The sequence below is a fragment of the Plantimonas leprariae genome (genome assembly GCF_008802405.1).
GTDB lineage: Bacteria > Pseudomonadota > Alphaproteobacteria > Rhizobiales > Rhizobiaceae > Plantimonas > Plantimonas leprariae.
The window spans coordinates 1-26,428 of sequence record NZ_VZDO01000019.1; the positions used below are offsets into that span (position 1 = coordinate 1).

28 protein-coding genes are annotated in these 26,428 nt (G+C 69.7%); 15 read left to right on the top strand and 13 right to left on the bottom strand.

What is annotated here, in order from left to right:
• Positions 1-252 (bottom strand): hypothetical protein (locus F6X38_RS23795; protein WP_210248900.1); only part of this gene is annotated, 252 nt, incomplete at its 3' end.
• A gap of 295 nt (positions 253-547) precedes the next feature.
• On the opposite strand from F6X38_RS23795, the gene F6X38_RS24165 reads away from it, so the two are divergent.
• The gene (locus F6X38_RS24165; RefSeq protein WP_202618033.1) at positions 548-4,393 is read left to right on the top strand and encodes a M10 family metallopeptidase C-terminal domain-containing protein; all 3,846 of its coding nucleotides are present in this window, start codon (positions 548-550) and stop codon (positions 4,391-4,393) included.
• Positions 4,394-4,458: 65 nt separating this feature from the next.
• On the opposite strand, the gene F6X38_RS19240 is transcribed toward F6X38_RS24165, so the two are convergent.
• From F6X38_RS19240 to F6X38_RS19255, 4 genes are all read right to left on the bottom strand, one after another.
• Complete coding sequence (locus F6X38_RS19240) at positions 4,459-5,013, bottom strand: YciE/YciF ferroxidase family protein (RefSeq protein WP_150972566.1); 555 nt, start codon at positions 5,011-5,013, stop codon at positions 4,459-4,461.
• A 136-nt stretch (positions 5,014-5,149) separates the two neighbouring features.
• A complete protein-coding gene (locus tag F6X38_RS19245) occupies positions 5,150-7,135 on the bottom strand; it encodes a response regulator (protein ID WP_150972568.1) in 1,986 nt (661 codons plus the stop codon).
• A gap of 34 nt (positions 7,136-7,169) precedes the next feature.
• Positions 7,170-7,535: a response regulator gene (locus tag F6X38_RS19250; RefSeq protein WP_150972570.1), complete on the bottom strand. Its 366-nt coding sequence runs from the start codon at positions 7,533-7,535 to the stop codon at positions 7,170-7,172.
• A 116-nt stretch (positions 7,536-7,651) separates the two neighbouring features.
• Positions 7,652-7,912 (bottom strand): hypothetical protein, encoded by a 261-nt coding sequence (locus F6X38_RS19255; protein WP_150972572.1) that lies wholly within the window; start codon positions 7,910-7,912, stop codon positions 7,652-7,654.
• 128 nt (positions 7,913-8,040) lie between these two features.
• Here F6X38_RS19255 and F6X38_RS19260 point away from each other — a divergent pair, with 128 nt between their 5' ends.
• The 8 genes from F6X38_RS19260 to F6X38_RS19295 all read left to right on the top strand — a co-directional run bounded on the left by F6X38_RS19260 (position 8,041) and on the right by F6X38_RS19295 (position 13,794).
• The gene (locus F6X38_RS19260) at positions 8,041-8,256 is read left to right on the top strand and encodes a hypothetical protein (RefSeq protein WP_150972574.1); all 216 of its coding nucleotides are present in this window, start codon (positions 8,041-8,043) and stop codon (positions 8,254-8,256) included.
• A gap of 242 nt (positions 8,257-8,498) precedes the next feature.
• Entirely contained in the window at positions 8,499-8,708 is a 210-nt protein-coding gene (locus F6X38_RS19265) for a cold-shock protein (RefSeq protein ID WP_150972576.1), read from the top strand.
• A gap of 247 nt (positions 8,709-8,955) precedes the next feature.
• On the top strand, positions 8,956-9,180 hold the full coding sequence (locus F6X38_RS19270) for a hypothetical protein (RefSeq protein WP_150972578.1): 225 nt from the start codon (positions 8,956-8,958) through the stop codon (positions 9,178-9,180).
• Positions 9,181-9,230: 50 nt separating this feature from the next.
• Positions 9,231-9,539 carry a 30S ribosomal protein S21 gene (rpsU, locus tag F6X38_RS19275; protein ID WP_150972580.1) on the top strand — a complete coding sequence of 103 codons (309 nt, stop codon included), beginning with the start codon at positions 9,231-9,233 and terminating at the stop codon, positions 9,537-9,539.
• Positions 9,540-9,619: 80 nt separating this feature from the next.
• Positions 9,620-10,042: a TIGR02300 family protein gene (locus F6X38_RS19280; RefSeq protein ID WP_150972582.1), complete on the top strand. Its 423-nt coding sequence runs from the start codon at positions 9,620-9,622 to the stop codon at positions 10,040-10,042.
• Positions 10,043-10,300: 258 nt separating this feature from the next.
• Positions 10,301-11,584 carry an NAD(P)/FAD-dependent oxidoreductase gene (locus F6X38_RS19285; protein ID WP_150972584.1) on the top strand — a complete coding sequence of 428 codons (1,284 nt, stop codon included), beginning with the start codon at positions 10,301-10,303 and terminating at the stop codon, positions 11,582-11,584.
• Positions 11,585-11,636: 52 nt separating this feature from the next.
• Positions 11,637-13,190 (top strand): L-piperidine-6-carboxylate dehydrogenase, encoded by a 1,554-nt coding sequence (gene amaB / locus F6X38_RS19290; protein ID WP_150972586.1) that lies wholly within the window; start codon positions 11,637-11,639, stop codon positions 13,188-13,190.
• Between the two features lie 70 nt (positions 13,191-13,260).
• Complete coding sequence (locus F6X38_RS19295) at positions 13,261-13,794, top strand: disulfide bond formation protein B (RefSeq protein ID WP_150972588.1); 534 nt, start codon at positions 13,261-13,263, stop codon at positions 13,792-13,794.
• Positions 13,795-13,798: 4 nt separating this feature from the next.
• Here F6X38_RS19295 and F6X38_RS19300 read toward each other — a convergent pair whose 3' ends face one another.
• Positions 13,799-14,362, bottom strand: coding sequence for an HNH endonuclease (locus F6X38_RS19300; protein WP_150972590.1), 564 nt, complete (start codon positions 14,360-14,362; stop codon positions 13,799-13,801).
• A 126-nt stretch (positions 14,363-14,488) separates the two neighbouring features.
• Positions 14,489-15,226 carry a DNA-3-methyladenine glycosylase family protein gene (locus F6X38_RS19305; RefSeq protein ID WP_150972592.1) on the bottom strand — a complete coding sequence of 246 codons (738 nt, stop codon included), beginning with the start codon at positions 15,224-15,226 and terminating at the stop codon, positions 14,489-14,491.
• A gap of 30 nt (positions 15,227-15,256) precedes the next feature.
• Here F6X38_RS19305 and gluQRS point away from each other — a divergent pair, with 30 nt between their 5' ends.
• From gluQRS to F6X38_RS19330, 5 genes are all read left to right on the top strand, one after another.
• A complete protein-coding gene (gene gluQRS, locus F6X38_RS19310) occupies positions 15,257-16,147 on the top strand; it encodes a tRNA glutamyl-Q(34) synthetase GluQRS (protein ID WP_246191450.1) in 891 nt (296 codons plus the stop codon).
• A 42-nt stretch (positions 16,148-16,189) separates the two neighbouring features.
• On the top strand, positions 16,190-17,077 hold the full coding sequence (locus F6X38_RS19315; protein WP_150972594.1) for a DMT family transporter: 888 nt from the start codon (positions 16,190-16,192) through the stop codon (positions 17,075-17,077).
• Between the two features lie 63 nt (positions 17,078-17,140).
• A complete protein-coding gene (locus tag F6X38_RS19320; RefSeq protein ID WP_202618034.1) occupies positions 17,141-17,344 on the top strand; it encodes a twin transmembrane helix small protein in 204 nt (67 codons plus the stop codon).
• The gene (locus F6X38_RS19325; RefSeq protein WP_150972597.1) at positions 17,344-17,916 is read left to right on the top strand and encodes a cob(I)yrinic acid a,c-diamide adenosyltransferase; all 573 of its coding nucleotides are present in this window, start codon (positions 17,344-17,346) and stop codon (positions 17,914-17,916) included. The genes F6X38_RS19320 and F6X38_RS19325 overlap by 1 nt, the downstream gene beginning before the upstream one ends.
• Before the next feature lie 34 nt (positions 17,917-17,950).
• Positions 17,951-18,832, top strand: coding sequence for a 3-hydroxybutyryl-CoA dehydrogenase (locus F6X38_RS19330; RefSeq protein WP_150972599.1), 882 nt, complete (start codon positions 17,951-17,953; stop codon positions 18,830-18,832).
• 16 nt (positions 18,833-18,848) lie between these two features.
• Here the strand turns inward: F6X38_RS19330 and F6X38_RS19335 are convergent, their stop codons facing one another.
• The 4 genes from F6X38_RS19335 to argH all read right to left on the bottom strand — a co-directional run bounded on the left by F6X38_RS19335 (position 18,849) and on the right by argH (position 24,650).
• Complete coding sequence (locus F6X38_RS19335; RefSeq protein WP_150972601.1) at positions 18,849-21,458, bottom strand: TIGR02302 family protein; 2,610 nt, start codon at positions 21,456-21,458, stop codon at positions 18,849-18,851.
• Positions 21,459-21,585: 127 nt separating this feature from the next.
• Positions 21,586-22,860: a diaminopimelate decarboxylase gene (gene lysA / locus F6X38_RS19340; protein WP_150972604.1), complete on the bottom strand. Its 1,275-nt coding sequence runs from the start codon at positions 22,858-22,860 to the stop codon at positions 21,586-21,588.
• Positions 22,861-22,874: 14 nt separating this feature from the next.
• Positions 22,875-23,165, bottom strand: coding sequence for a hypothetical protein (locus F6X38_RS19345; protein ID WP_150972606.1), 291 nt, complete (start codon positions 23,163-23,165; stop codon positions 22,875-22,877).
• Positions 23,166-23,234: 69 nt separating this feature from the next.
• Positions 23,235-24,650 (bottom strand): argininosuccinate lyase, encoded by a 1,416-nt coding sequence (gene argH, locus F6X38_RS19350; protein WP_150972608.1) that lies wholly within the window; start codon positions 24,648-24,650, stop codon positions 23,235-23,237.
• Positions 24,651-24,679: 29 nt separating this feature from the next.
• On the opposite strand from argH, the gene tlpA reads away from it, so the two are divergent.
• Positions 24,680-25,354 carry a thiol:disulfide interchange protein TlpA gene (gene tlpA / locus F6X38_RS19355; protein WP_150972609.1) on the top strand — a complete coding sequence of 225 codons (675 nt, stop codon included), beginning with the start codon at positions 24,680-24,682 and terminating at the stop codon, positions 25,352-25,354.
• Positions 25,355-25,358: 4 nt separating this feature from the next.
• Here tlpA and F6X38_RS19360 read toward each other — a convergent pair whose 3' ends face one another.
• A complete protein-coding gene (locus F6X38_RS19360) occupies positions 25,359-25,760 on the bottom strand; it encodes a response regulator (RefSeq protein ID WP_150972611.1) in 402 nt (133 codons plus the stop codon).
• 118 nt (positions 25,761-25,878) lie between these two features.
• A complete protein-coding gene (hpt, locus tag F6X38_RS19365) occupies positions 25,879-26,427 on the bottom strand; it encodes a hypoxanthine phosphoribosyltransferase (RefSeq protein ID WP_150972613.1) in 549 nt (182 codons plus the stop codon).
• Position 26,428 lies beyond the last annotated feature (1 nt).

The window sequence follows — 26,428 nt, forward strand, 5'->3', positions numbered from 1 at the left end:
GCGGCCGTCCTGTTCGCGACCGTGACCAACCAGGCCGCCCTGACCGCCGCAGACTTCTTCGTGATCTGACGTGACGATCCCGCTGTCGCCGGAGAACCGATCGGCCCCGCTTCGGCGGGGCTTTTCGTGCGCGGCCGCACTTTCGCGCCTTGGTCTTTCGCGGCTCCGGTCCGTTCCCGGCATGGCCGGAGACGCTGCTTTCGACAGATCGCACGACGGGATGGAGGCTGGGTTGCCGGCCGTCCCGGCCATGCCGGCGCTTGGATCGGCAGATCATCCGAAATCTACGGCCATCGACGCCGGAACAGGCTTCGCGAAAACTTCTCGGGGCCTCGGGGAATAATTCGCCGCTGCCGCCGGTTCCGTGCCCGTGGAACGGTGGGGCGGCAATCCGCCTCCCGCCGCTCCGCGGCAGCCGGTGAGCGGGCGGGTCTTCCACAGCCGGGACATCGTCGAGGGCGGACCGATAGCCGGCGTCGCGCGTAGCGGGCGCATGTCGGCGCGCAGCGTTGGCGGCCGGGTTCAGCTATTGCGAGGGGAGTTTTCCATGTCGAATGTCCATAGCGGCGCAACGGCCGGCGCCGGCGGAAGCGAGAGCGTTCCGCCCTCGGGCAAGGCGAACATCGACGCGCTGCTTGCCGGAACGCGCTGGACGGATACCGACCTCACCTACAGCTTCCCGACGCAGGGCGCGCTCTATTCCTATTATCCGAAGGGCGGCTTCGAATATTCGACCGTGCGGGGGCCGTGGCATGCCCAGCATGTCACCTTCACCGCCGCGCAGGCGGAGGCGGTGCGCTCGACCCTCGACATGGTCGCCTCCGCCACCGGCCTGTCCTTCACCGAGGTCGCGGAGTCGGCGACGAACCACGCGACACTGCGGTTCAGCCAGTTGAAGACCGTCTACGACAGCGACGCCCCGCCGATCCAGGACTTCGACTCGACCATGTTCCACGGTCCGGGCGCCAAGCCGGAATCCGGCGACGCCTGGTTCGACCAGGACAGCTTCTTCTTCGGCCCCCCGAACGGCGGCAACTTCGGCACGCTCACCATCATGCGCGGCGTCGCCGAAGGGCTCGGCCTCGCTCACAGCGGCCAAAGCTTCGACTTCTCGATCCTTTCCGGCTCGGCGCACTGGTTCGACTACGGCTCGACCGACCGGATGCCCCAGACCCTGATGCAGAACGACATCGCCGCCCTGCAGCACCTCTACGGCGCCGACTACACCACCCATGCCGGCGACACGACCTATTCCTGGAGCCAGGCCACGGGCGAGAGCTTCGTCGACGGCGTCGGCCAGGGCGCGCCGGGACGGAACTTCATCTACGGCACGGTCTGGGACGGCGGTGGCACCGATACCTACGACCTGTCGAACTACACGAGCGACCTCGACGTCGATCTCGCCCCCGGCGCCTTCTCGACCTTCTCCGCCGGCCAGCTCGGCGGCAGGTCGGGCTTCACGGCCGCCGGCAACGTCGCCAACGCGCTGCTCCACGACGACGACCCGCGCTCGCTGATCGAGAACGCGGTCGGCGGCTCCGGCAACGACCGCATCGCCGGCAACGTCGCCGCCAACGTGCTGACCGGCAACGCCGGCAGCGACACGCTGTCCGGCCGGGAGGGCAACGACACGCTGGACGGCGGCAGCGGCAACGACGCGCTCCTCGGCGGGGCCGGCAACGACACGCTGAAGGGCGGCTCCGGCAACGACATCCTCATCGGCGACAACCAGCCGGCGGGCATCGGCTTCGGCAGCGGCTCGATCGCGTGGAAGGTCGATACCAACGCGACCGCGTTCGAGCGGGCCCTCGACATCTCGAACAGCTTCTCGATCACCGACGATCCGTTCGTCACCGATTCCGGTACGGTACCGCACGTCACCATCCACTATTCCGCCGAGAAGACGGCCTGGACGCCCGATTACTACAAGGTCCACCTGAACGCCGGCACCACGCTGATCATGGACGTGGACGGCCTCGGTAACGCCTACAACAACATCGCGTTCTACGACGCGGCGAAGACGCAGCTTGCATATACCTACACCTATTCGCGCCTGGATCCCGGCACGACCGCCTATGGCGACAGTTTCCTGATCTATACGGTCGAAAAGACCGGCGATTACTATATCCAGCACGGCTCCATCGGAAAGCACGACCTCCACATCTCGGCGGAGGGTCCGGCGCCGCAGATCGGCCTGGGCAGCGGCACCGTCGACAAGCCGGCGAGCCTCGTTCTGTCGGGGCCCGATCTCAACTTCGACAGCAACAAGGTGCTGGACCTCACCAGCAGTTTCAGCCTCGCGGCGAACGCCGACATCGCCGACTCGACGACGGTACCGCACGTCACGGTGAACGCCTCGACCGGCGAGAACGGCGTCGACTTCTACCATGTCCGTCTTACCGCGGGCTCGGTGCTGACGCTCGACATCGACGCGACCGGCGGCCGGGCCACCAACACCAACCTGCGGCTCTACGATCTCTGGGCGAAGACCGGAGACGGCTTCGGCTTCGCCTACAACGACGACATGGGCGGGCCGCTCGATCCGGGCTCGGCGAGCGCGAGCGACTCGTTCCTGACCTATACGATCAAGCACAGCGGCGACTACTACATCCGCGTCGACAACTACTACAACACTGCCTACACGTACCAATTGCACGTCTCCGTCAAGGAGCCGGCCTTCGGGCCCGGCGGCGCGGGCGACGATACGCTTCAGGGCGGTGCGGGCGACGACACGCTCGTCGGCGGCGCGGGCCGGGACACGGCGGTCTACGATGGGAACCGTGCCGACTACGTCATCTCGCAGCGGCAGGCCGACGGCTCGATCACGGTGACGGGGAAAGGTTCCAGCGCCGGCGACGGCACCGACCGGCTGTTCGGCGTCGAGGCGGCACGTTTCAAGGACGGCACCGTCGATCTCGCCGCCGGCAAGTTCACGCCGACCGATCCCAGCTACGACGCGCCGAAGCTGGTGCTGTCGGGCGTGGCGGCGGGTGGGTCCGGCGGTGTCGTGGTGACGCTGGGCGGGCAGGCTCTGGCGGGCAAGACGGTGGAGTTCTTCGACGGCGCGGCGAAGCTCGGCTCGACCTCGGTCGACAACAGCGGCCGCTTCGCTCTGACCCTGTCCGAGCTGAAGCTGCCGGCCGGCGCCGCAACGGCGGAGCTGCGGCTCACCGCCAGGATCGCCGATGGCTCCGGCACGAGCAGCCCCGCGTCCGATCCTGTTGTAGTGGAGGTTGGCACGGGTGCGGGCCTCGCCGCCAAGCTGTCGAGCTATGCGGCGACGGGCGGGCTGGCGGCGGTGTTCATCACCGACGGCTCGAACCTTGTCTTCGGCTCGAAGGCGGCGCTGGATACGGCGCGCGGCGACTACGCCGCGGTCTTGGCGAAGGTGGTCGGCCCCTATACGCTGAGCGTCGAGACCACCGACGCCGCCGGCCAGCACTCCGACCTCTACCTCGCCGACGGCACGCTGAGGAAGAGCGTGCTGGTCGCCCCCGACGGCGCGCTGAAGGCGGCAGGCTACGCGGCGGACGGCAAAACCAAGATCACCGAATACGCGGTGCACGACGGGGTGCGCGAGGAGAAGCACTTCGCCGTCACCGGCAAGCCCTACGCCCGCGAAGACGCGGTCTACGACGCGGCGACCAACAAGCCGCTCGCGATCGACCGCTACGACGCGAACGGCCGGCACGTCTTCAGCGACGTCTTCGCGGCCGACCGCAGTCACGCCGTCACGGAATGGCTGGCGAACGGCGACACGCAGGTGCGCAACTACGACGCCAAGAGCCGGCTGACGGCGGAAAGGCTCAGCGACGGCGACGGCACGCTGGTGCGCACTCAGGCGCTCGCGGCAAACGGCTCGGGCGAGACGCACCGCTTCGACCGCGACACGGGGGTGGAAAGGAGCGCGACGCTGACGGCGGCGGACGGGAGCCGGGTCGAGAAGCTGGTGAACGTCGCGAGCCAGGCCTATGTCGAGCGGGACAGCCACTACGGCGCAAACGGCAAGCTCCTGTTCATCGACCAGCGAACGGCGGACGGGAGCCATGCGCAGTTCGCCAAGGCGGCGGGCCAGGTGCTGGTCTCGCATGCGGGCGTGGCCGACGCGTTCACAGCGTTCAAGGGTGGGGCGGACGCGTTCGTGTTCGCGCAAGGGTCCGGCCGGGACACGGTGGCGGGCTTCCAGGCGGGCTCGGGCGCCAACCACGACGTGCTGCGGATCGACGACAGCTACGCCTCGAACTTCGCCGACCTCTCGGGTCGGATCACGAAGAGCGGCGCCGACACGCTGATCAGCCTCGCCGCCGGCGACACCATCCTCCTCAAGACCATCGCACCCGCCACGCTCACGACGGAGAACTTCCTCTTCCAACACCACGATACGATCGGATGATCAGGCCGCGGTCGCCGGTCGGTGGATGAGGTGGGACGCCCGCGCGAGCAGGCGTCCCGACCATGTCAGGCCGCCTTCCGCGTTGCTTTCGGCTTGGCGGCGGGGCGATCGGCGTCCAGCTCGACGTCGACGTCGGGGCGCGAATAGCTGAGGCCATCGGCGATCTCGGTTAGAAGCGCGTCGGTCTTCTTCTCCTCCTCCAGCGTCTGGTCGAGCAGCGCGACGGCCTCGTCGTAGCCGAGCTTGCCGGCCCAGGTCTTCAAGAGGCCGTAGCGGGCGATCTCGTAGTGCTCGACGGCCTGCGCGCAGCCGATCAGGACCTGGTCGGCGGCGTCGGTCTCGCCGAAGTCCTCCAGGTCCTCCTCCATCTCGCCGACGATGCCCTGCATCGCCTCGCAGGTCTTCGCCCGCGCCGGCTTGCCGATGATCTCGAACACCTGCACGAGGCGCTCGACCTGCTCGGCGCTTTCCTCGGCATGGGTCAGGAACGCCTGCCGCAGTTCCTCCGACTCGGCCGCCTTCGCCGACTTCTTCAGCGCCTTCACCGATTGCTTCTCGGCATAGTAGACGTCCTTCAGGGTCTCGTGGAACGCGTCCGCGAGCGTCTTTTCGGTAGCCATGGGATTTCCCTGCATGCCCCGCCCGGCACCGCGCCGGGCGTCGTGTGGCAGAAGAAGCGAGCGCGGCCGGGAGTCGTTCCTGGGGAAACCGGGGATAACCCGGTTGCCGGCCACGCGAACATTCGGGGGAGGCGGCCTACTCCGCGACGCTCCTGACCTTCGCCGCCACGTCCTTCAGGCTGACCGTGCCCTTCTCGATGACCTTCGCGGCCGTCCTGAGCCGGTCGCGGTCGTCGGCCGTCAGTTCCCGGGCCGACAGGACGACGACCGGGATGTCGCGATGCGCCGGCCGGCTGCGCAGCGTCTGCAGGAAGGCGAAGCCGTCCATCACCGGCATCGTCAGATCGAGGATGATCGCGCGCGGCGGCGCGGCCTCGACCTTGTCCAGCGCTTCCCGGCCGTCGCCGGCTTCCGCCACCGTCCAGCCGTCGCGCTCCAGCGCCTGGCGCACGCGGGCGCGGGCATCCGGGTCGTCGTCGACCACCAGGACGTCGCCGCTCTCGTCGCGGAAACGGTCCATCACCTGCCGGAAGCTTTCCCACTTCACCGGCTTCGACACGTAGTCGTCGGCGCCGAGCGAGGAGGCGAGGGCGCGTTCGCTGACCAGCGTCACCATGATCACCGGGATCGCGGCGAGGTCGGGATCGGATTTCAGGCGGCCGAGCACCGTCCAGCCGTCCATGCCGGGCATCATGACGTCGAGGAGGATCGCGCGGGGACGCATCTCCTTCGCCAGCGCCAGGCCCGTCTCGCCATCGGCGGCGGTGATGGCCGCGAAGCCCTCGCGCGCCAGGAAGCGCGTCATCAATTCGCGCTGCACCGGGTCGTCGTCGACCACCAGCACGACCTTGCCCGGCTCGGCGACGGTTTCCATCGGCGGTTGGGCCGCGATGTCGGCTTCGACCGGCAGCTCCGGCTTCGCGTAGACCGCCGGCAGGCGCAGCGTGAACGTGCTGCCCCTGTTCTGCTCGCTCGTCACCGTGACGTCGCCGCCGAGCATGTCGCCGAAAGCCTTGGTTAGCGCGAGGCCGAGCCCGGTTCCGCCGAAGCGGCGGGTCGTCGAGGCGTCGGCCTGGCTGAAGCGCTGGAAGAGCTTGTCGAGCTGCTCGGGCGTCATGCCGATGCCGGTGTCGGCGACGCTGAAGCTGACGAGGTCCGCGCTGCGCTCGACGCCGAGGGTGATCGTGCCGCCTTCCGTGAACTTCGCCGCGTTGCTGAGAAGGTTCAGGAGGATCTGGCGCAGCTTGGTGATGTCGGTGGTCATCGTGCCCGCATCGTCGCCGACCTGGAGGACGAGGCGGTTGCGCTTCTTGTCGACCAGCGCGCCGGCGGTGGAGACAATGTCCCGGACGATCTCGGCGATGGCGAACGTTTCCGGATAGACGTCCATCTTGCCGCTCTCGACCTTCGACAGGTCGAGGACGTCGTTGATCAGGCCGAGGAGATGCCGCGCGTTGCTCTCGATCTTGCGAATGTCGACGGCGAGGTCCGCGCCTTCCGCGCCCTCCTCGACCTCCTCCTGCAGCAGTTCGGAATAGCCGATGATCGCCGAGAGCGGCGTGCGCAGCTCGTGGCTCATGTTGGCGAGGAACTGGCTCTTGGCGAGGTTCGCCTCCTCGGCGGCCTGCAGGGCCGTCGCCGCCGCCCGCTCCGCCATGATCTGCCCGGTCGTCTCGGCGCAGGGGCAGAACAGCCCGACGATGCTTCCCGCCTCGTCGTAGACGGGCGTGTAGGAGAAGGCGAAATGCGCCTCGTCGGTTCGGCCGTTGCGCTCGACGAACAGCGTGATGTCGTCCATGTGCACCGGCTCGCCGTCGAACACCTGGCGCACCAGCGGGTCGATGTCGGTCCAAATCTCGGCCCACACGTCGGCGAAGCGGCTGCCGAACGCCGCCGGGTGCTTGCTCTGCAGCATCGCCGCGTAGGCGTCGTTGTAGAGCATGATGCGCTCGTCGCCCCAGGCCATGAACATCGGCTGGCGGGCGTTCAGCATCAGTTCGACCAGGGTCTTCAGCGGACGCGGCCAGGCCGACGGCTGGCCGAGGGGAGACGAGGCCCAGTCGAAGCCGCGCATGCGGCCGGCCATCTCGCCAGCGCCGGCGAGGAAACGGGATGTCGTCATCGCGCGCACCCTTCCGAAGTCTGCTCCGCTCGCTTCATCGGGCGAGGATGGCGTCGATCTGGGTGACGAGTTTGGCGAAGTCGACGGGTTTGGGGTGGTAGTCGTCGCAGCCGGCGGCGAGCGTCTTCTCGCGGTCGCCGGACATGGCGTGAGCGGTGAGCGCGATGATCGGCATCCTCGGCAGAGAACTGTCCGAGCGCAGGGTGCGCGCCGCGGTCCAACCGTCCATCACCGGCAGGTTCATGTCGAGAAGGATGATGTCGGGGTTGGACGCCCGCGCCTTGTCCACCGCGTCCTGCCCGTCATGCGCCAGAACCACGTCGTAGCCCTTGCGCTTCAGCCGCCGCGACAGGAAATCCCAAATCTCCTCGTGATCCTCGACCAATAGTATCCGCGCCATCCGACAGCCCGATCCGGTTGAAGCTCCGGACCGGCGGCCGGAGCGCGATTCTTCTTCACACGGCAAAGCCGCCACCGGCGGGTGGCGGCTTCGATTTCGACTTTCGAGGCGCGGGATCAGCCCTGCAGCGGGCCGGCCGGGAAGGCATGACGCCGGCGGACCTCGCGCAGGCGCAGCTTGAGGGCCTGCACCGCGTCCTTGAACGACTGCATGACGATGCGTGCGCTGCGGTGCCCCTGGTGGTCGCCGCGCTCGAGGGCGCGCGCCAGCTTCAGCTTCTGGCGCTCGACATTGGCTTCGGCTTCGCGCACCCGGCGCTCGGCGCGTTCGATCCGGTTTTCCTGCAAACGCATGGCGGTCCCTTCCAGCGATGACATCGATCGTCAGGAGAAGGGCCGCGGCGCGCATTTGTTCCTTGAGCACTCTGCCGCAGTCGCGGGCGGCGTGTTTCGGGATGCGGCGCTATGCCCCGAACGCCGCGGCTCGAACATGCTACACCTCCGGAATGCCAGAGACATCCTTCGTACAGGTCTACGAATGTGCCGAAGGCAGGCGTCAGGCGTCGCACCGGGTGCCGATCGGCCTGTTCATGAACTACGCGCTGGAGCGCCTGTCGCCGGTCGAGATCATGCAGCTTCGGAACGACCTGGCGGTGCTCGGACGCTCGCGCATCGGCGGAACGAAGGGGCGCTGGCGCGAATACGAGATGGTCGGCAGCTAGCGCCGGCCGGAGCCTGTGGCGCGCCGCGAGACGAGCCCGGCGGGGGATGAATTAAAATCGCCGTCGGGGTTGTTATGATCGGCTTTCCGGTCCATCTTGCGAAAGTCGAAAGACGGCCGGATCATTTGGCCTCGCACCTTTGAAGGGTGCTTGTTCATCTTCTTTCCTTCGTTTTGTTCGATCTGGACGGTGCGCAAGTCGTGCGGGCCGCCGCTACAACTATGTTTCGAGAAAGGTTTCCCATGGCTACGGGAACCGTGAAGTGGTTCAACGCAACGAAGGGCTTCGGCTTCATCCAGCCGGATGACGGCGGTCAGGACGCCTTCGTGCACATCAGCGCTGTCGAGCGCGCGGGTCTCTCGACCCTCAACGACGGCCAGAAGGTCTCCTACGACCTCGTCCCCGATCGGCGCACCGGCAAGCAGTCGGCCGACAACCTTCAGGCGCTCTGATCGAGCGCCTTTTCCCATCGCGACCTCACCCGCATCGACCACGGATGTACTGGCGATAGCGGAGGGGTCGCACCGGTGCCGCGCGGGAAACGGCGCGGCATCACCCCACCCGGCGGCCGCGGCTGGCTTTTCGAGCCTTTCGCGCAGACCGCCCTATGTTTCGCATACGGGCGTCTTTTCGCCCTGCCGGGTTTCTCGCGCGACCGCGCGGCTTCGTCACGATTCCGGCCGACCGAAAGCGAACATCATGTTGCCCAACGATGCTGGCCGCGCCCGCGCCGAGGCCGTGTTCCGTCCCGACGACGGGCGGCACGAGAAGGGATCGGCGATGACGCTGATCGCCGAGCAGGCGCGAGCCACCGAAGACAAGACTGCGAGGCTGCGGGCGCTTCGCATGGAGCGCGAGGCGGCCGTCGTGCCGGAAGCGCCGAAACCCGCCCGCAAGACCGTGAAACGCGCCGCCCGCCGCTGAGGCGGCGACAGCGTTTTCCGAGAGCAGATTCATTCAGAGAAGGAGACCGCATGAAGGTGGACGTCCGCAACAACAACGTTGATCAGGCGCTGAAGGCGTTGAAGCGTAAGTTGCAGCGGGAGGGCGTCTTCCGGGAAATGCGGGCCCGACGCGCCTACGAGAAGCCGTCGGAGAAGCGCGTGCGGCAGAAGCAGGAAGCCATCCGGCGCGCCCGCAAGGCCGAGCGCAAGCAGGCGCAGCGCGAGGGGCTGCTGCCGATGCCGAAGAAGCGGGAATTGCCGGGTCGCGGCGGCAGGCCGCAGTTCGGCGCGCCGGCCCCGGCTGCCGGCCATTCCGACGCACCGAAGCAGGCCGAGTGAAGCGGCGGTGCGGCGCCTCTCCGGGTGCGACGACCTCCATCGCCGGCGCGTCGCCGGCATCGGATTGACGGAAACGACAGATGTCCAGACCTGAACTCGGCACCAAGCGTACCGATCCTGAAACGGGCCGGAAGTTCTACGACCTGAACAAGGATCCGATCGTCTCGCCCTATACCGGCACGTCCTACCCGCTGTCGTTCTTCGAGGCGCCGGCCCAGGCGCCGTCCCGGCGCACGGCCGCCGCGGATCGCCCCGTCCACCGCGAGGAGGTCGAGGTCGAGGACGAAAACGCGGACGAGCAGGACGAGGACGCCGACACCGTTTCGCTGAGCGACGTCGAGGACGACGAAGCCGAGGACACGAAGACGGAGTCCGTCGACATCGACGACGACGAGGACACCGGCAAGGACGACGATGACGACACGTTCCTCGCGCTCGACGAGGAAGACGATTCCGACGACGTCGAGGACCTCGTCGGCGAGCGCGACGAAGACGACCGATGACGGCATAGCCGTCGTCGACGCGCGACGGCACGTCCTTATGCTTCGCCTTCGAAATCGGCGAGCCGGTTGACGGCTCGCCCTGCGGCGTCGCGACGGCATTCCGTTGCCCGCTTCCGGCGTGTTTCTCCGACTGCGATCCCGTAGAACGCCGTGACCGGACGGATGTCGGCAACGCCCGCCGGACCGCGAGGTCTGGACGGCGGCGACGGCTTCGGCGAAGCTCCGGCCGGTCGAGGGAACGCAGCGAAGGCGCCGGCGATGAGGAACGATCCGCGCACGCACGGGCTCTGGGAGCGCTCCGCGCCGCCGGCACCGGCGACCGCGGCGCTCGAAGGCGACGTCACGGTGGATGTGGCGGTGGTCGGCGCGGGTTTCACCGGCCTCTCGGCGGCGCTGCATCTGGCGGAGGCGGGACGGGGCGTCGCGGTTCTGGAGGCGGAGGAGATCGGCTTCGGCGGCTCGGGGCGCAATGTCGGCCTCGTCAACGCCGGCATGTGGGTGATGCCCGACGAGGTGCCGGCGGCGCTGGGAGACGTCCACGGCGAGCGCCTGCTCGCGCTTCTCGGCGAAGCCCCGGCCGCGGTCTTCGAGCTCGTCGAAAAGCACGGCATCGACTGCGAGGCCGAGCGGCAGGGAACGCTGCATTGCGCCGTCGGCGAGAAGGGCCTTGCCGAACTGCGCGAGCGCGCCCGCCAATGGCAGCGGCGCGGCGCGGCGGTGCGTCTCTTGGGTGCCGAAGAGGCGGCGCGGCTGATCGGCACCACCGCCTATTCCGGTGCGCTTCTCGACATGCGCGCCGGCACGATCCAGCCGCTCGGCTATGCGCGCGGCCTTGCCCGGGCGGCGCTCGCGGCGGGCGCCGCGATCTTCACGCATAGTCCGGTTCGGACGGCGCGGGACGAAGATGGCGCCTGGACGCTTTCCGGCGACGCCGGCACGGTGCGCGCCCGGCACGTGGTGCTCGCGACCGACGCCTATGCGAGCGGGATCTGGCCGGAAATTCGGCAGGCGCAGGTGCATCTGCCCTATTTCAACCTCGCGACCGCGCCGCTTTCCGACAATCTCCGCCGTTCGATTCTGCCGGAACGGCAGGGCGCCTGGGACACGGCGGATATCCTTTCGTCCTTCCGCTTCGACCGGGCGGGCCGGCTCGTCTTCGGCTCGATCGGGGCGCTGCGCGGACCCGGCTCGACCGTCCATCGGAACTGGGGACGCCGGGCGATGGCGCGGCTCTTCCCGCAGCTCGACGGCGTCGGTTTCGAGCTGGAATGGTACGGCCAGATCGGCATGACCGAGAACAGCCTGCCGAGATTCTGTCGGCCGGCCCGCGACGTCGTCGCGTTCAGCGGCTACAACGGCCGCGGCATCGCGCCCGGCACGGTGTTCGGCCGCGCGCTGGCGCGGCTGGTCACGGGCGAGCTTGCCGTCGCGGACCTGCCGCTGCCGGAGACGGCGGCCCGGCCGGTGCGCTTCCGGGCCATGCGCGAAGCCTGGTACGAGATCGGCGCCGAGGTCGCACACGCGGCCGGTGCGAGGTTCTGAACGCTTGTCCCGGGCCGCTCCGTGCCCGGCACCGCATCGACGAGGAGACCGCATGCCCGACACCCTTTCCGCCGCATCGCTGCGGGACGAGACCGCCGCGATCCTGCGCCAGACGGCCGTCGCCGAAGCGGAGTTCGGCGGGGGAGGGCGCAGCGTCCGCTCGCCGATCACCGGCGAGGCGATCGCAAGCGTGCGGGACTCGACGGCGGACGAGGCGCGGGAGGCGATCGGCCGGGCCCATGCCGCCTTCCTCCGGTGGCGGCTGGTCCCGGCCCCGCGCCGGGGCGAACTCGTGCGCCTCCTCGGCGAGGAACTGCGCGCGCACAAGGAACTGCTCGGCCGCCTCGTCACGATCGAGGCCGGCAAGGTCGTCTCCGAGGGCCTCGGCGAGGTGCAGGAGATGATCGACATCTGCGACTTCGCGGTCGGCTTGTCGCGCCAGCTCTACGGCCTGACGCTCCCCTCCGAGCGCGCCGACCACCGCTTGCAGGAGCAGTGGCATCCCGCCGGCGTCGTCGGCGTCATCTCGGCCTTCAACTTCCCCGTCGCGGTCTGGTCGTGGAACGCGGCGCTCGCGCTCGTCTGCGGCGACCCGGTGGTGTGGAAGCCCTCCGAGAAGACGCCGCTGACGGCGCTCGCTACGCAGGCGATCTTCCGGAAGGCCGTCGAGCGCTTCGGCGCGGACGCGCCGGACGGGCTGTCCACGGTCCTCGTCGGCGACGCATCGGTCGGCGAGGCGCTGGTGGACGACGGCCGCGTGCCGGTCGTCTCCGCCACCGGCTCGACGCGGATGGGCCGCGCCGTCGGGCAGTGCGTCGCGGCGCGCTTCGGCCGCGCGATCCTGGAACTCGGCGGCAACAACGCCTCGATCGTGACTCCCTCTGCCGATCTCGACCTGACGCTCCGCGCCGTCGCCTTCGGGGCGATGGGCACCGCCGGCCAGCGCTGCACGACGCTCCGCCGCCTGATCGTGCATGAAAGCGTCCACGACGCGCTGGTGGCGAAGCTGAAGCGCGTCTACGAGACGATCTCGGTCGGCTCGCCGACGCAAAGCGATGCGCTGGTCGGGCCGCTGATCGACCGCGCCGCCTTCGAGGGCATGCAGAAGGCTTTGGATGCAGCGAAGGCTGCTGGCGGCACTGTCGTCGGTGGCGAGCGCGTCGACGTCGCGGGCGAGGACGCGTTCTACGTCCGGCCGGCGCTGGTGACGATGCCGGCGCAGACCGGACCCGTGGTGGAGGAGACCTTCGCGCCGATCCTCTACGTCCTGAAATATCGCGATCTCGACGAGGCGGTTGCCTTGCAGAACGGCGTGCCGCAGGGGCTGTCCTCGTCGATCTTCGCCACCGACATCCGCGAGGTCGAGCGGTTCCTCTCGGCGGCGGGCTCGGACTGCGGCATCGCCAACGTCAATATGGGGCCGTCGGGCGCCGAGATCGGCGGCGCCTTCGGCGGCGAAAAGGAGACCGGCGGCGGCCGCGAATCCGGCTCCGACGCGTGGAAGGCCTACATGCGCCGGCAAACCAATGCCGTGAACTACGGCCGCTCGCTGCCGCTGGCGCAGGGCGTCCGGTTCGACGTCGACGGCGGCTACGCCGAGGCGTGACGGCCGGCCGGCGGCTTCAAACTCCGGCGGAAACGCTCTAGAGGGTGTCGCCGGAAGCCGGAGCGAATACATGACCACCACCAGCGCCGCCCATCCGATCCACGGACACGGGATACCGCGCCAGACGCTCGGCGCGCTCCTGCTTCTCGTCGGCTGCGCGGCGACCGTCGGCACGGCGCTCGTCTTCCAGCACGGCTTCGGCTACATCCCCTGTGCGCTCTGCCTGGAGGAGCGCATCCCCTACTACGTGTCGGTGGCGCTCGCCGCGGCGGCGCTGCTCCTCGGCCGGGCCGGCGCCTCCACGGGCGTCGTTCGGGGCCTCATCGCCGCTGTGGGTCTGGCGATGGTCTGGAGCCTCTCCCTCGCCGTCTACCATGCCGGCGTCGAATGGCACTGGTGGGCGGGGCCCGCCGGCTGCGCCGCGGCGGGCGGCGCGGACCTCACCGGCGACCTCCTGTCGACGATCGACGCCGTGCATCCGCCCGCCTGCGATCAGGCGGCCGGGCGCTTCCTCGGCCTCTCCTTCGCCGGCTGGAACGCCGTCGCCTCGGTGATCCTCGGCGGCATCGCCTTCGCCTCGGCGCTGAAGCCGGCGAAGGCGTGAAACCTTACTCGGGATCGAGTTCCGAGTCCCAGTAGAGGTAGTCGAGCCAGCTCTCGTGCAGGTAGTTCGGCGGGAACAGCCGGCCGTTGTTGTGAAGGTCGTGCACCGTCGGCTGATAGGGCTTCTGGTGCGGCACCATGCCGGCCGCCTCCGGCATGTGCCCGCCCTTCTTCAGGTTGCAGGGCGAGCAGGCCGCAACGACGTTGTCCCAGGTCGTGAGGCCCCCCTTCGAGCGCGGGATCACGTGATCGAAGGTCAGCTCCTGCGGCGAACCGCAGTACTGGCACTCGAAGCGGTCGCGCAGGAACACGTTGAAGCGGGTGAAGGCCGGATGGCGCGGCGGCTTCACGTAGGTCTTCAGGCAGACGACGGAGGGCACCTTCATGGTGAAGGTCGGGCTCCGCACCGCCTGGTCGTATTCGGCGAGGATGTTGACGCGGTCGAGGAACACCGCCTTGATCGCGTCCTGCCAGCTCCAGAGCGACAGCGGGTAGTAGCTCAAGGGGCGGAAATCCGCATTGAGGACGAGCGCCGGCTGGAGCTGGTGGGGCGGGACTGCGATCGTCATGAGCCGACTCCTCGTACAAGGAGCTCCCGCTCAAGCCTCTTCGTGATCCGGGTGGCCGGCGCTTTCCGTCGCCCATCCTCCACTGGGAGGCTTACTGGAAACTCCTACGCATCAACTGCCTGGATTCTATGCTGTCCTATCGTGTCGCCTTTGTGAAGCCTTGGGGCTAGCGACGTTCTTGCGCACAGGGCGCGATCCACCGGCTTTCGCGGCCGCATCCGCCGCGGCCTCGGCCGGCGCGGCGTCGCGCCGCGTGACGGCGTGGTAGTAGCTCCAGAACAGCCGCGCCGCGATCGAGCGGTGTGGGCTCCAGGCCTTTGCGAGTTCGGCGACCGGCTTTTCCTTCGGCCGCCCCGGCAGCGCGCGCGCATGGCCCACCGCGACCTGGAGCGCGAGGTCGCCGGCCGGGAACACGTCCGGATGGCCGACCGCGAAGAGAAGGTAGCATTCCGCCGTCCAGACGCCGATGCCGGGGAGGGCCGCCAGTTCCGCCACCGCCTCGGATGCCGGGATGTCGCCGATGCGGTCGAGGTCGAGGCGGCCGTCCCGGACGCCTTCCGCTATCGCGATCGTGGTGCGCTGCTTCGCGGCGGAGAAACCGGCCGCGCGGTAGTCGGCATCGGTCAGCCGCAGGATCGCCGCGGCGTCGCTCGTGTCGACCAGCGCGGCGAAGCGGCCGAAGATCGCCCGGGCGCTGGCGGTCGAGACCTGCTGCCCGACGATCGTCGCGAGCAGCCCGTGGAGGCCGGCCGGCGTCTGCCGCAGCGGCACCTCGCCGGCGACCGCCGCCACGGCCCGCAAGGCCGGATCGAGCGCGAGGAGCGCCGCCAGCTCACGCGCGATGTCTGCTTCCGTGCGGATCATTCCTGGCTTCCCGCTTGAACCGCGGCTGAGATGGGCGTTTGCCTGGGGGCGATGCAACCCGTTTTCCGCTTCGCGCCGAGTCCGAACGGCGAGCTCCATCTCGGCCACGCCTATTCGGCGCTCCTGAACCATCGGCTGGCGCGGCAGGCCGGCGGCCGCTTCCTCCTGCGCATCGAGGACATCGACCGGGAACGCTGCCGCCCGGAATTCGAGCGGGGGATCGCCGACGACCTCCGCTTCCTCGGGCTCGACTGGGACGAGAGCCCACGCCGCCAGTCCGAGCATTTCGCCGACTATGCCGGCGCGCTCGACGCGCTCGTCCACGAAGGGCTCGCCTATCCGGCCTTTATGACGCGCGGCGAGGTGAAGGGCTTCGCCGCGCGGTTCGAGGAAAAGGAAGGCCGGCCGTGGCCGCGCGATCCGGATGGCGCGCCGCTCTATCCGGGCCTCGACCGCGCGCTCGACGCGTCCGAGCGCGAGCGGCGGTTGGCGGCTGGCGAACCTTTCGCCTGGCGGCTCGACATGAACCGTGCCCTCGGCATGCTCGAGGCCCTGACCTTTCGCGAGGACGGGGCGGACGGCGGACCGGCCGGGGAGGTGCGGGCCGAGCCGGAACTCTGGGGCGACGTCGTGCTGGCGCGCCGCGACGTGCCGACGAGCTATCACCTGTCGGTCGTGGTGGACGACGCGCTGCAAGGCGTTACGCATGTCGTGCGCGGCCGCGACCTCCTGCCCTCGACCTCGGTGCACCGCGTCCTCCAGGCGCTGCTCGGCCTCTCCGCGCCGCGCTATCGCCACCACGACCTCGTGCTCGACGAGGCCGGCCGCAAGCTCTCGAAGAGCGCCGGCGACACCTCGCTCCGCCAGCTTCGCGCCGCGGGCCTCGCGGCGTCGGACATCCGCCGGATGGTGGGACTGTAGCAACGGGATGCGGGGACGCCGCGCGCCCGCTATAGCGCGGCGATGCAGCGTCTCCTTCCCGTGATTCCCGCCGCCTTCGTCGTGCTCTGGTCGACCGGCTTCATCGGCGCGCGCTATGCCATGCCGCATTCCGAACCCTTCACCTTCCTGGCGCTCCGCTTCGCTCTCGCCCTCGCGATCCTTTCGCCCTTCGCGCTGGCCCGCCGCGCCCGGTGGCCGGCGGCGCGGGAAGCCCGGCATGCGGCGGTGGCCGGCGCGCTGATCCACGGCCTCTATCTCGGCGGCGTGTTCTATGCCGTGCGGCACGGGTTGCCGGCCGGCATCGCGGCGCTGATCGCCGGGCTGCAGCCGCTCCTCACCGCCTTCCTCGCGGGCGGCATGCTCGGCGAGCGGGTCGGGCCGCGGCAATGGCTCGGCCTCGCGCTCGGGCTCCTCGGCACGGTGCTGGTGATCCTGCCGAAGCTCGGCGGCCCGGCCTCCTACGGACCGCTGATGCTCGCGCCGGTGATTCTCGGCGTCGTCGCGATCTCGGTCGGCACCGTCTGGCAGAAACGCTTCGTCGCGGGCGTCGACCTCGCCGTCGGCACGGCACTGCAATATCTCGGCGCGCTGGTGCCGGTGACGCTCGGGGCCTTCCTCCTCGAAACGCGGGTGATCGATTGGACCGGCGAGTTCGTTCTCGCGCTCGCCTGGCTCGTCCTGGTCCTGTCGATCGGGGCGATCTTCCTGCTCCTGTTCATGATCCGGGAAGGTGCGGTGTCCCGCGTCTCCTCGCTCCTCTATCTCGTGCCGGGCGTCACCGCGGTGATGGCCTACGCCCTGTTCGGCGAATCGCTGAGCGCGATCCAGCTTCTCGGTCTGGCCGTCGCGGGGGTCGGCGTCGCGGCCGCGACGCGTCGCCGCAAAGCCGTGCCGCTCCCTTCTCGCTGACCGTCCGCGCTCGAAAGACGCCGCCTGCGAGCCTATATTCGAACCGTTCCACAAGGTCCCTCAATGTCCGGCTTCCTGTCCTTCCTCGCGCTCGGCCTGATGGCGGCGGTGCTCGCCGTCCTGCTCGCGGGCCTCGTCAACATGATGCGCAACGGACCCGGCAACGCCTCGCAGCGCCTGATGCGGGCGCGCGTCCTCCTGCAGGGGCTGGCGATCATCGTGATCGTCGGGGCGATCCTGATCGCGCGTTCGAAGGGTGGCTCCTGATGGTCAGGCTGAACCGCATCTACACCCGCACCGGCGACGACGGCACGACGGGGCTCGCCACCGGCGAGCGCCGGCTGAAATCCGACCTCCGGCTGGAGGCGATCGGCACGGTGGACGAGCTGAACGGCGCGCTCGGCCTCGCCCGGCTGGCGATGGCCGGCGAGGCGGACGCGATGCTGTCGCGCATTCAGAACGACCTCTTCGACCTCGGCGCGGACCTCGCGACACCCGAGACCGGCGAGCCTCTGCCCTACGAACGGCTCGCCGTGGTCGATGCGCAGGTCGAGCGGCTGGAGGCGGAGATCGACGCGATGAACGCGCGGCTCGAACCCTTGAAGAGCTTCATCCTGCCGGCCGGCACCCCGGCGGCGGCGCATCTCCACCTCGCCCGCACGATCGCCCGCCGGGCGGAGCGCGTGATGGTGGCGCTGGCGAAAATCGACGGGGAGGTCGTTTCCGGCGCGGCGATGCGCTACGTCAACCGCCTGTCGGACCATCTCTTCGTCGCCGCGCGCATCGCCAACGACGAGGGGCGGGCGGACGTTCTCTGGGTTCCGGGCGCTGGCCGCTGAACCGCAGCAACCGAGCGAGGCCAAAGCCAAGCGAATGACGGAAAACATCGGCACGGTCGGCGTGGTGGGCGCCGGACAGATGGGGGCGGGCATCGCGCACGCGGCGGCGCTGTCGGGCTACGACGTCGTGCTCTACGACCTGTCGGAGGAACGGGTGGCGAAAGGCCTGTCGATCGCCGCAAAGTCCTTCGACCGGCAGGTCTCGTCTGCCAAGATCGGTGGGGCCGAGAGGGACGCGGCGCTCGCCCGCATCCGCACCGCGACCGACGCCGGCGCCCTGTCGCGGGCCGATCTCGTGATCGAGGCGGCGACGGAGGACGAGGCCGCCAAGCGCAAGGTCTACGCCGCCATCGCACCGTCGCTGAAGCCGGGCGCGATCCTCGCCACCAACACCTCCTCCATCTCGATCACGCGGCTCGCCGCCGCCACCGACCGGCCGGAGCGCTTCCTCGGCATCCACTTCATGAACCCGGTGCCGGTGATGAAGCTCGTCGAGCTCGTGCGCGGCATCGCCACCGACGACGCGACCTTCGAGTCGGCGAAGCGCTTCGTCGCCACCCTCGGCAAGACGGTGACCGTGTCGGAGGATTTCCCGGCCTTCATCGTCAACCGCATCCTCCTGCCGATGATCAACGAGGCGGTCTACACGCTGCACGAGGGCGTCGGCTCGGTGGAGTCGATCGACACCGCCATGCGGCTCGGGGCGAACCACCCGATGGGGCCGCTGCAACTCGCCGACTTCATCGGCCTCGACACCTGCCTGTCGATCATGCAGGTGCTGCACGACGGGCTGGCGGACTCGAAGTACCGCCCGTGCCCGCTTCTGGTGAAATACGTCGAGGCCGGCTGGCTCGGCCGCAAGACCGGCCGCGGCTTCTACGACTACCGCGGCGAGACGCCCGTCCCGACGCGTTGAGCGCCGCTATCGCGCCTCAGGGCGTCTGGAGCAGGCGTTCCAGGTAGTCGCGTTCCATCTGCGGCGAGAGCTGGTCGCCGAGGCGCTTGCGGATCGCATCGAGGATGCGCCGGGCGCGCTGCGTGTCGATCTCGTCCGGCACCTCGACGTCCTGGCCGAAGTCCGGCCCTTCCGTCGAGCGCGGCCGGCCGAGCGGGTCGCGGTCGGAGCGCTGCTCGCCGCGGCCGTAGCCGCCGTTCATCTGGCCCTGCCGGCCTTCCTGGCCTTCGCCCGGCTGCTGGCCCATCGCTTCCTGCATCTGGCGCATCATGTCGCGCGCGCCGCGGCGCAGCGCCTCCATCGCCTCGCCCTGCCGGCCGACGGCGTCGCCGTCGTTGCCCTGCCCGAGCAACTCCTCGGCTTGGCCCATCGCCTTGCCGGCGTCGCCGAAGCCCTCGCCGGGTTGCATGCCCATGCCCTTCATCGCTTCCTGCAACTGCTGCAGTTCCTTGCCGAGCTGGTTCTGCTGCTTCTGCAGCTCGCCCAACTGCCGCTGCAGTTCCTCCGGGCTCATCGGCTGCTGCTGCTGGCCCTCGCCGTTCTGACCGGGCGGCGGCGGCTGCCCTTCGCCCATCTGTTCCTGCGCCTGCCGGCGGCCGAGCTCGAAGGTCTGGTCCTTCAGGGCCTGCTGCTTGCGCAGCAGCTCGCCGAGCTTGTCCATCTGCTGCTGCATAGGGTTCCGCTGGCCGCTCTGGCCCTGCTGCCCCTGCATCGGCCGCGACGCCTGCAGGTTTTCCATCATCTGCTGCATCTCGGCGAGAAGCTGCTGCGCGGCGTCCTTGGAGCCGGACTTCGCCAGATCCTCGATGCGGTCCATCATCTTCTGGAGATCCTGCGGGCGGATCTCCTGCATGTTGCCGGACTGCAGCTCCTGCTGGCTGAGCGGCGGCCGGTTCCGCATCTCTTCCGCCAGTTGCTGCATGTATTCCTGCATCGCCTGCCGCAGCTCGGCCATCAGCTTGTCGATCTGCTCGTCGCTCGCGCCGTTCTTCAGCGCGTCCGACAGCGCCTGCTGCGCGTCCTTCAAGCGCCGCTCGGCATCCGACAGGTTGCCGTCCTCGAGCCCGAGCGCGATGCGCCACAGGAAATCGACGGCCGAGATCAGCACCTCCTCGTTGCCGGCCGCGTTGGCGATGCGCGAGCGCGCCGCCTGCAGCGCCACCTGATTGCCGGCGGAAACGCCGTAGTCCTGCCCGCGCAGCGTCACGGCATCCAGCATCTCGGCGACGCGCGGCGCGGCGTTGGCATCGAGCGCCAGCATCCGCCGCTGCTCGATCACCGCCAGCGCCAGCGGATTGGTGAAGCGGCGCTCCGGCAGGACGATGGTCTTCGTTTCCGAGCGGCCGGTCTGGCCGGCATCGTCGGTGGCGGCGAGCCGGAGCGTCACCGTCGAGCCGGCATAGGGATTCTCGGTGAGGTCGCTCGACGTCCGGCCGTTCGCCTCGCCCTTGGCGCGGCGCGGCATCGACAGCTTGACCTCCGGCAGGCCGAACAGCGGCCGCGCCAGCGGCGAAGGCTTGTCGCGAAGCTGCATCTCGCCCTTGCCCTGACCCGCGCCGTAGTCGTCGGTGACCTTGAAGGCGAGTTCCAGCGCGCCGGAGCGGCCGCGCAGCGGTTCGTTCGCGAAGGCGATCACGGGCGGCTTGTCCGGCGTCACCTGGAACCGCCAGTTCCCGAGGGTGCGGAAGCTGGTGGCAAGCTCCGCCCGCCCGCTGGCGCGCAAGGGGAACTCGAAGGAACCGCTCTTCGGCGGCGGCGCGTCGGTTACCGGAGCGGCGTTCGGGGCCGGCGGGGCCGCGGCAGGCGCCACCGGCTGCGCCGCGCCGCCGCCGTCGGGCGCGAAGGTGAGCGCGGCATCGGTGCCGTCCGACACGCGCACCGACAGGACGCTGCCGGCCGGCACCTCGACCGGCGCGGCGGGATCGGCGAGGCCGGCGAGGTAGAGCGGCGGCCGGCCGGTATAGCCGGGCGGCGTCACCCAGGCGTCGACGCGCGCGGCGAACGCGGCCGGGGCCGCACCCGGCCGGACGAGCGCGTCCGCGACGCGCCCGCCGCCGGGCCCGAGCGAATAGGCGAAGGCCGTGACGAGCAGCAGCGCCACGACGGCACGAAGACCATAGGGGTCGAGGCGCTCGGTCCGGGTCCGGAGGCCGCCGGACACGGCGGAGCCGAGCCGCGCCGCCATGCGGCGCTGATGCTCGCGCCAAAGCGCGAGGGCGAAGGGATCGGCCGCGCCGCCGGCACTGGCACGGTCGCTCTGCGTGCGCAGCGGCCGGTGCCGGAACAGGCTCGACTGCTCGATGCGCGCGTCGACCGCCTCGCCGGTCGGCAGGCGGACGCGGCGCGCGGCCCAGAGCACGGCGAGAGCGAGGAGCGCGAAGAGGGCGAGAAGCCCGAGGCGCGGCGCGGCGCCGAGCCGGTCGAGCAGCCCGAACCAGGCGATGCTGAGGAACAGGGCGGCGAGGCCGAGAAGCCGGAAAACGGTCGGCCAAGCGGCCTCGGCGACGAGCGCGAGGAAAGCCGCGCGCCGCGTCGAGCGGAGACGCGCCGTCTCGTGCCTGTCGTCGCCGTCCGGTCGGTCCGCCATCCGTGCTCCCGCAGTTCGGCCGCGCCCGCGGCCGTCGATCGGGAAGCCTAGCAGGTTTTGAGGCGAAGACGAGGCGACGGGACCCGCCGCGTCGCCGCACCGGATCATAAGAGCGTGTGCGGCTTCGCTATTTCGCCTCGGCGAGCCAGGGGGGCAGCCGGTCGAGCCCGATGAGGTCCTCGATCCGCTGGCGGGGGCGAACCGCGAAGAACGAGCCGCCCTTCACCAGCACTTCCGGCACGAGGGGCCGCGTGTTGTAGGTGCCGGACTGCACCGCGCCGTAGGCTCCGGCGGTCATCAGGGCGAGGAGGTCGCCGGCCGCGACCGGCGGCAGTGGCCGGTCCTTCGCCAGGAAGTCGCCGCTCTCGCAGACGGGCCCGACCACGTCGGCGACGACGGTATCCGCGTCCTTCGCCGCCGCGACCGGCCGGATGTCGTGCCAGGCGTCGTAGAGGGTCGGGCGCACGAGGTCGTTCATCGCCGCGTCGACGATCACGAAGCGCTTCGCCTCCGCTTCCTTCACGTAGAGCACCTTCGTGACGAGGATGCCGGCATTGGCGACGAGAAGCCGCCCCGGCTCGAAGATCACGGTCGCGTCGAGGTCGCGGACATGCCGCTTGACGATCGCCGAATAGGCGTCCGGCTCCGGCGGCGGCTCCTCGGCCAGCCGGTAGGGCACGCCGAGCCCGCCGCCGAGGTCGACATGGTGGATCGCGTGGCCGGCGGCCCGCAGATCGCGCACCAGCCCGGCGAGGCGCGCGAAGGCGAGGTCGAAGGGTTCGAGCTCGGTGATCTGCGAGCCGATATGCATATCGATGCCCGAAACGCGGATGCCGGGCAGCGTCGCGGCGCGAGCGTAGATCTCGATCGCCTTGGCGAAGTCGATGCCGAACTTGTCGGACTTCTTTCCCGTCGAGATCTTGGCGTGGGTGCGCGCGTCGATGTCCGGATTGATCCGAAACGACACCGGCGCTTGCCTGCCGAGCGCGTCCGCCCGCGCCGACAGGAGCTCCAGTTCCGGCTCCGATTCGACGTTGAAGCAGAGAATGCCCGCATGCAGCGCCTGATCCATCTCGTCGGCCGTCTTGCCGACGCCGGAGAACATGATCTTCTCCGGCGCGATGCCGGCTTGGAGCGCGCGGGCGAGTTCGCCGCCGGATACGACGTCGGCCCCGGCCCCGAGGTCCCCGAGCGTCCGGATCACCGCCTGGTTCGAGTTCGCCTTCATCGCGAAGCAGACGAGCGCGTCGATGTCGGCGAAGGCTCCGGCGAAGACCTCGTAGTGCCGCGTCAGCGTCGCGGTCGAATAGCAGTAGAACGGCGTGCCGATCTCCGCCGCGATGCGGGGAAGGTCGACCTCCTCCGCATGGAGGACGCCGTCGCGGTAGTCGAAATGGTTCATCGCTTGGCTGCGCCTCAGTTCAGGAGGCCGTCCAGGAGGAAGCGCCGCTTCGACTGGCCGGGATTGGCCGAAACCTCGGCGGGGGTGATGCGCAGGTCGCTGCCGCCGCCCGACGTCACGCGGTTCGAGCGCTGGAAGTTCTGGAGGCTCGCCGGGTTGTTCTCCTCGACCGAGCCGCCGATCGTCGAGGCGCTGTTCCGCGGCGCGACGGGCAGGTTCTTGCGCCCGCAGCCGGCGATGGCCAGCGTCGCCACGAGCGCGACGAGCAGCAGCGTCGCACCGCCGCCATGTGTTCCAGTCCGCATCGCCCCGCCTTCACGTCATCGAATGCTTCGAAAGCCCCGCCGCCTTCATAACCGGCCGCGCGGAGAAAATCACGCGCGAGCCGCCAGCCGTTCGCGCCAGGCGGCGATCTCGCGCCGGACGTTCGCCGGCGCGGTGCCGCCGAAGCTGGTGCGGCTGCGGACGGAGGCGTCGACGCCGAGCACACCGTAGACCGCGTCCGTGATGCCGGGATGGAGGGTGCGCAGCGCGTCGAGCGACAGGTCTTCGAGGCCCGTGCCGGCGCTTTCCGCCAGCGCCACGGCGCGGCCGGTGACGTGGTGCGCCTCGCGGAAGGGCAGGCCCAGCTCGCGCACCAGCCAGTCGGCGAGGTCGGTCGCGGTGGAGAAGCCGTGCCCGGCGGCGCGGCGCATGGCGCCCGCGTCGACGCGCATGTCGCGCACCATGCCGGCCGCCGCCGAGAGCGAGAGCGCAAGGCTGTCGATCGCGTCGAAGACCTGCTCCTTGTCCTCCTGCATGTCCTTGGAATAGCTGAGCGGCAGGCCCTTCATCACGGTGAGGAGCGAGACCAGCGCGCCGTTGACGCGTCCGGTCTTGGCGCGCACCAGCTCGGCGGCGTCGGGATTGCGCTTCTGCGGCATGATCGAGGAGCCGGTGGAGAACGAATCGGACAGCCGTACGAAGCCGAACTGCGGCGTCGACCAGATCACCAGCTCTTCGGCGAAGCGCGACAGGTGGGTCGCCGCGATCGCCGCGACGCTCAGGAACTCCAGCGCGAAGTCGCGGTCGGAGACCGAATCGATCGAGTTGCGGGTCGGACCGCCCGAAAAGCCGAGCGCCGCCGCCGTCATGTGCCGGTCGACCGGGAAGCCGGTGCCGGCGAGTGCCGCGGCGCCGAGCGGCGATTCGTCCATGCGGGCGATCGCGTCGCGGCAGCGCGTGCGGTCGCGCGCGAACATCTCGACATAGGCGAGGCAATGGTGGCCGAAGGTGACGGGCTGGGCGACCTGGAGATGCGTGAAGCCCGGCATCACCGTTTCGGCATGCTCCTCGGCCCGGTCGAGGAAGGCCTCGATCAGACGGCCGAGCGCGCCGTCCGTCTCGGCGAGAGCGCGCTTGACGTGAAGCCGGAAATCGACCGCCACCTGGTCGTTGCGCGAGCGCGCCGTGTGGAGGCGTCCGGCCGCCGGGCCGATCAGCTCGGCGAGCCGCGCCTCGACGTTCATGTGGATGTCCTCGCGCTCGCGGGAGAAGGCGAAGCTGCCCGCCTCGATCTCGGCGAGGATCGCGTCGAGGCCGCGCTGGATCTCGGCCTCGTCCGCGGCAGGGATGATGCCCTTGGCGGCCAGCATCGCCGCGTGCGCCTTGGAACCGGCGATGTCTTCGGCGTAGAGACGCTGGTCGAAATCGATGGACGCGTTGATCGCCTGCATGATCGCGGCGGGCTTGGCGGCGAAGCGGCCGCCCCACATCTCGTTGCCGGAATCAGGCTTCGGCTTGTCGTCCATGAAAACCGCTCGAAAGGTTCGTCAGACCGATGTCCGACCGTGGTAGTGAAGCATCGGCGAAGACCCGGGGCCGCCGGATCGTCTCGCTCGTCGCCCTGTCGCTCGTCGCCGGGGCAGCAGTTGGGGCCGTCGGCGTATACGTCGCGGAAACGCGCTCTGGCAACGCGGCCGCCGCCAACTGTCCGCTGGACGACGGGCTCAAACAGGCGATCGACGCCGCCGCCCGCGGCGAGGTCGCGGCCGTCCACGCGCTGGACGCGCCGTTCGACGCGCGGACGATCGCCTTCAAGGACGGAAGCGGCGCGGCGAAGCGCGTCGCCGACTATGCCGGGAAATCGCTGCTCCTGAACCTCTGGGCGACCTGGTGCGTGCCGTGCCGGGCGGAGATGCCGGCGCTGGACGCCCTGGAGCGACAGAAAGGTGGGACGGACCTCGCGGTGCTGCCGGTCAACGTCGACGTCGGCGGCGACGAGAAGCCGAAGGATTTCTATGCCGAGACCAACCTCACCGCGCTGCCGTTCCTGCGCGACGAAACGATGGGCGTCTTCAACGACCTGAAGGGGCAGGGGCTCGCGATCGGCCTGCCGGTCAGCCTTCTCGTCGACAAGGCGGGCTGCGCGCGGGCCGCGATCACCGGGCCGGCGGAATGGGCGAGCCCGGACGGCCTCGCGCTGATCGACGTGCTGAAGAACGGCAAGGCCTGAGCCTTCAGGAGGCGTAGCGCAGTTCCGGTTCGCCGTAGCCGCTCGTCAGGGCCTTCGCGACCTCGACCCGGATCGCCGCGACCGTGAACGGCTTGTCGACGACGCCGACGATGACGCGGGCCAGATCCTCGGCGGCCTCGCGCTGCTCGGCATAGCCGGTCATCAGGAGGATCGGCAGGGCCGGCCATTCCGCGGAGACCGCGTGCGCCAGCTCGATGCCGGTCATCGACGGCATGCGGATGTCGGACAGCACGAGGTCGAAGGCATTGCCGCCTTCCGCCTGCAGGCGTTCGAACGCGATCTCGCCGTCCTCGCAGGCGACGACGTCGTGGCCTTCGAGGCGGAGCGCGCGCGACACGAGATGCCGCACGCCGTCATCGTCCTCCGCCACCAGTATTCTCGCCATTCCACTCGCTGCCGGCTTCTTGGTTCCGGTCCCTGTTTGTTCCGGAGGGGCCGCACGGACGACCGCTCGAACACCGGTTCTCGCACGAGAAGCTTGCGTCTGGCTTAACCGGCGTCGGTCAGTCCACCACTCGGCCGACGAAGGGCAGTTCGCGGAAGGCGTGGCCGACATCCATGCCGTAGCCGACGACGAAATGGTCCGGGCATTCGAAGCCGACATAGTCCGCATCGATGCCCACCTTCCGCTTCACGCTCTTGTCGAGGAGCACGGCGAGCTCCACCGTCTTCGCGCCGCGCGACAAGAGAAGGTCGCGGGCGAACTGCAGCGTCCGGCCGGACTCGAGAATGTCGTCGATCATCACCACGGTGCGGCCCGAGACGTCGGTCTCGACGTCGCGCAGGACCTTGACCTCGCCGCCTTCCGTTCCCCCGCCGTAGCTCGACAGCGAGATGAACTCGACCTCGGGCGCGAGCTTGGCCGCATGGAGGGCGCGGATGAGGTCGGCGGCGAAGACGAAGGAGCCCTTCAGGACGGCGACCGCGAGGATCTCGTCGCCCGTTCCGGCCGGGTGGCGGCTCGCGATCTCCCGCGCGATGCGGGCGATCTCGGCGGCGATCTCCCGTTCGGTGAAGAGCGGCTCGATCTTGCGGTTGCGCACGACGATCATG

Coding starts and splice junctions, on each gene's coding strand:
- F6X38_RS24165 (WP_202618033.1), top strand. CDS start 548: ATGTCGAATGTCCATAGCGGCGCAACGGCCGGCGCCGGCGGAAGCGAG.
- F6X38_RS19240 (WP_150972566.1), bottom strand. CDS start 5,013: ATGGCTACCGAAAAGACGCTCGCGGACGCGTTCCACGAGACCCTGAAG.
- F6X38_RS19245 (WP_150972568.1), bottom strand. CDS start 7,135: ATGACGACATCCCGTTTCCTCGCCGGCGCTGGCGAGATGGCCGGCCGC.
- F6X38_RS19250 (WP_150972570.1), bottom strand. CDS start 7,535: ATGGCGCGGATACTATTGGTCGAGGATCACGAGGAGATTTGGGATTTC.
- F6X38_RS19255 (WP_150972572.1), bottom strand. CDS start 7,912: ATGTCATCGCTGGAAGGGACCGCCATGCGTTTGCAGGAAAACCGGATC.
- F6X38_RS19260 (WP_150972574.1), top strand. CDS start 8,041: ATGCCAGAGACATCCTTCGTACAGGTCTACGAATGTGCCGAAGGCAGG.
- F6X38_RS19265 (WP_150972576.1), top strand. CDS start 8,499: ATGGCTACGGGAACCGTGAAGTGGTTCAACGCAACGAAGGGCTTCGGC.
- F6X38_RS19270 (WP_150972578.1), top strand. CDS start 8,956: ATGTTGCCCAACGATGCTGGCCGCGCCCGCGCCGAGGCCGTGTTCCGT.
- rpsU (WP_150972580.1), top strand. CDS start 9,231: ATGAAGGTGGACGTCCGCAACAACAACGTTGATCAGGCGCTGAAGGCG.
- F6X38_RS19280 (WP_150972582.1), top strand. CDS start 9,620: ATGTCCAGACCTGAACTCGGCACCAAGCGTACCGATCCTGAAACGGGC.
- F6X38_RS19285 (WP_150972584.1), top strand. CDS start 10,301: ATGAGGAACGATCCGCGCACGCACGGGCTCTGGGAGCGCTCCGCGCCG.
- amaB (WP_150972586.1), top strand. CDS start 11,637: ATGCCCGACACCCTTTCCGCCGCATCGCTGCGGGACGAGACCGCCGCG.
- F6X38_RS19295 (WP_150972588.1), top strand. CDS start 13,261: ATGACCACCACCAGCGCCGCCCATCCGATCCACGGACACGGGATACCG.
- F6X38_RS19300 (WP_150972590.1), bottom strand. CDS start 14,362: ATGACGATCGCAGTCCCGCCCCACCAGCTCCAGCCGGCGCTCGTCCTC.
- F6X38_RS19305 (WP_150972592.1), bottom strand. CDS start 15,226: ATGATCCGCACGGAAGCAGACATCGCGCGTGAGCTGGCGGCGCTCCTC.
- gluQRS (WP_246191450.1), top strand. CDS start 15,257: ATGGGCGTTTGCCTGGGGGCGATGCAACCCGTTTTCCGCTTCGCGCCG.
- F6X38_RS19315 (WP_150972594.1), top strand. CDS start 16,190: ATGCAGCGTCTCCTTCCCGTGATTCCCGCCGCCTTCGTCGTGCTCTGG.
- F6X38_RS19320 (WP_202618034.1), top strand. CDS start 17,141: ATGTCCGGCTTCCTGTCCTTCCTCGCGCTCGGCCTGATGGCGGCGGTG.
- F6X38_RS19325 (WP_150972597.1), top strand. CDS start 17,344: ATGGTCAGGCTGAACCGCATCTACACCCGCACCGGCGACGACGGCACG.
- F6X38_RS19330 (WP_150972599.1), top strand. CDS start 17,951: ATGACGGAAAACATCGGCACGGTCGGCGTGGTGGGCGCCGGACAGATG.
- F6X38_RS19335 (WP_150972601.1), bottom strand. CDS start 21,458: ATGGCGGACCGACCGGACGGCGACGACAGGCACGAGACGGCGCGTCTC.
- lysA (WP_150972604.1), bottom strand. CDS start 22,860: ATGAACCATTTCGACTACCGCGACGGCGTCCTCCATGCGGAGGAGGTC.
- F6X38_RS19345 (WP_150972606.1), bottom strand. CDS start 23,165: ATGCGGACTGGAACACATGGCGGCGGTGCGACGCTGCTGCTCGTCGCG.
- argH (WP_150972608.1), bottom strand. CDS start 24,650: ATGGACGACAAGCCGAAGCCTGATTCCGGCAACGAGATGTGGGGCGGC.
- tlpA (WP_150972609.1), top strand. CDS start 24,680: ATGTCCGACCGTGGTAGTGAAGCATCGGCGAAGACCCGGGGCCGCCGG.
- F6X38_RS19360 (WP_150972611.1), bottom strand. CDS start 25,760: ATGGCGAGAATACTGGTGGCGGAGGACGATGACGGCGTGCGGCATCTC.
- hpt (WP_150972613.1), bottom strand. CDS start 26,427: ATGATCGTCGTGCGCAACCGCAAGATCGAGCCGCTCTTCACCGAACGG.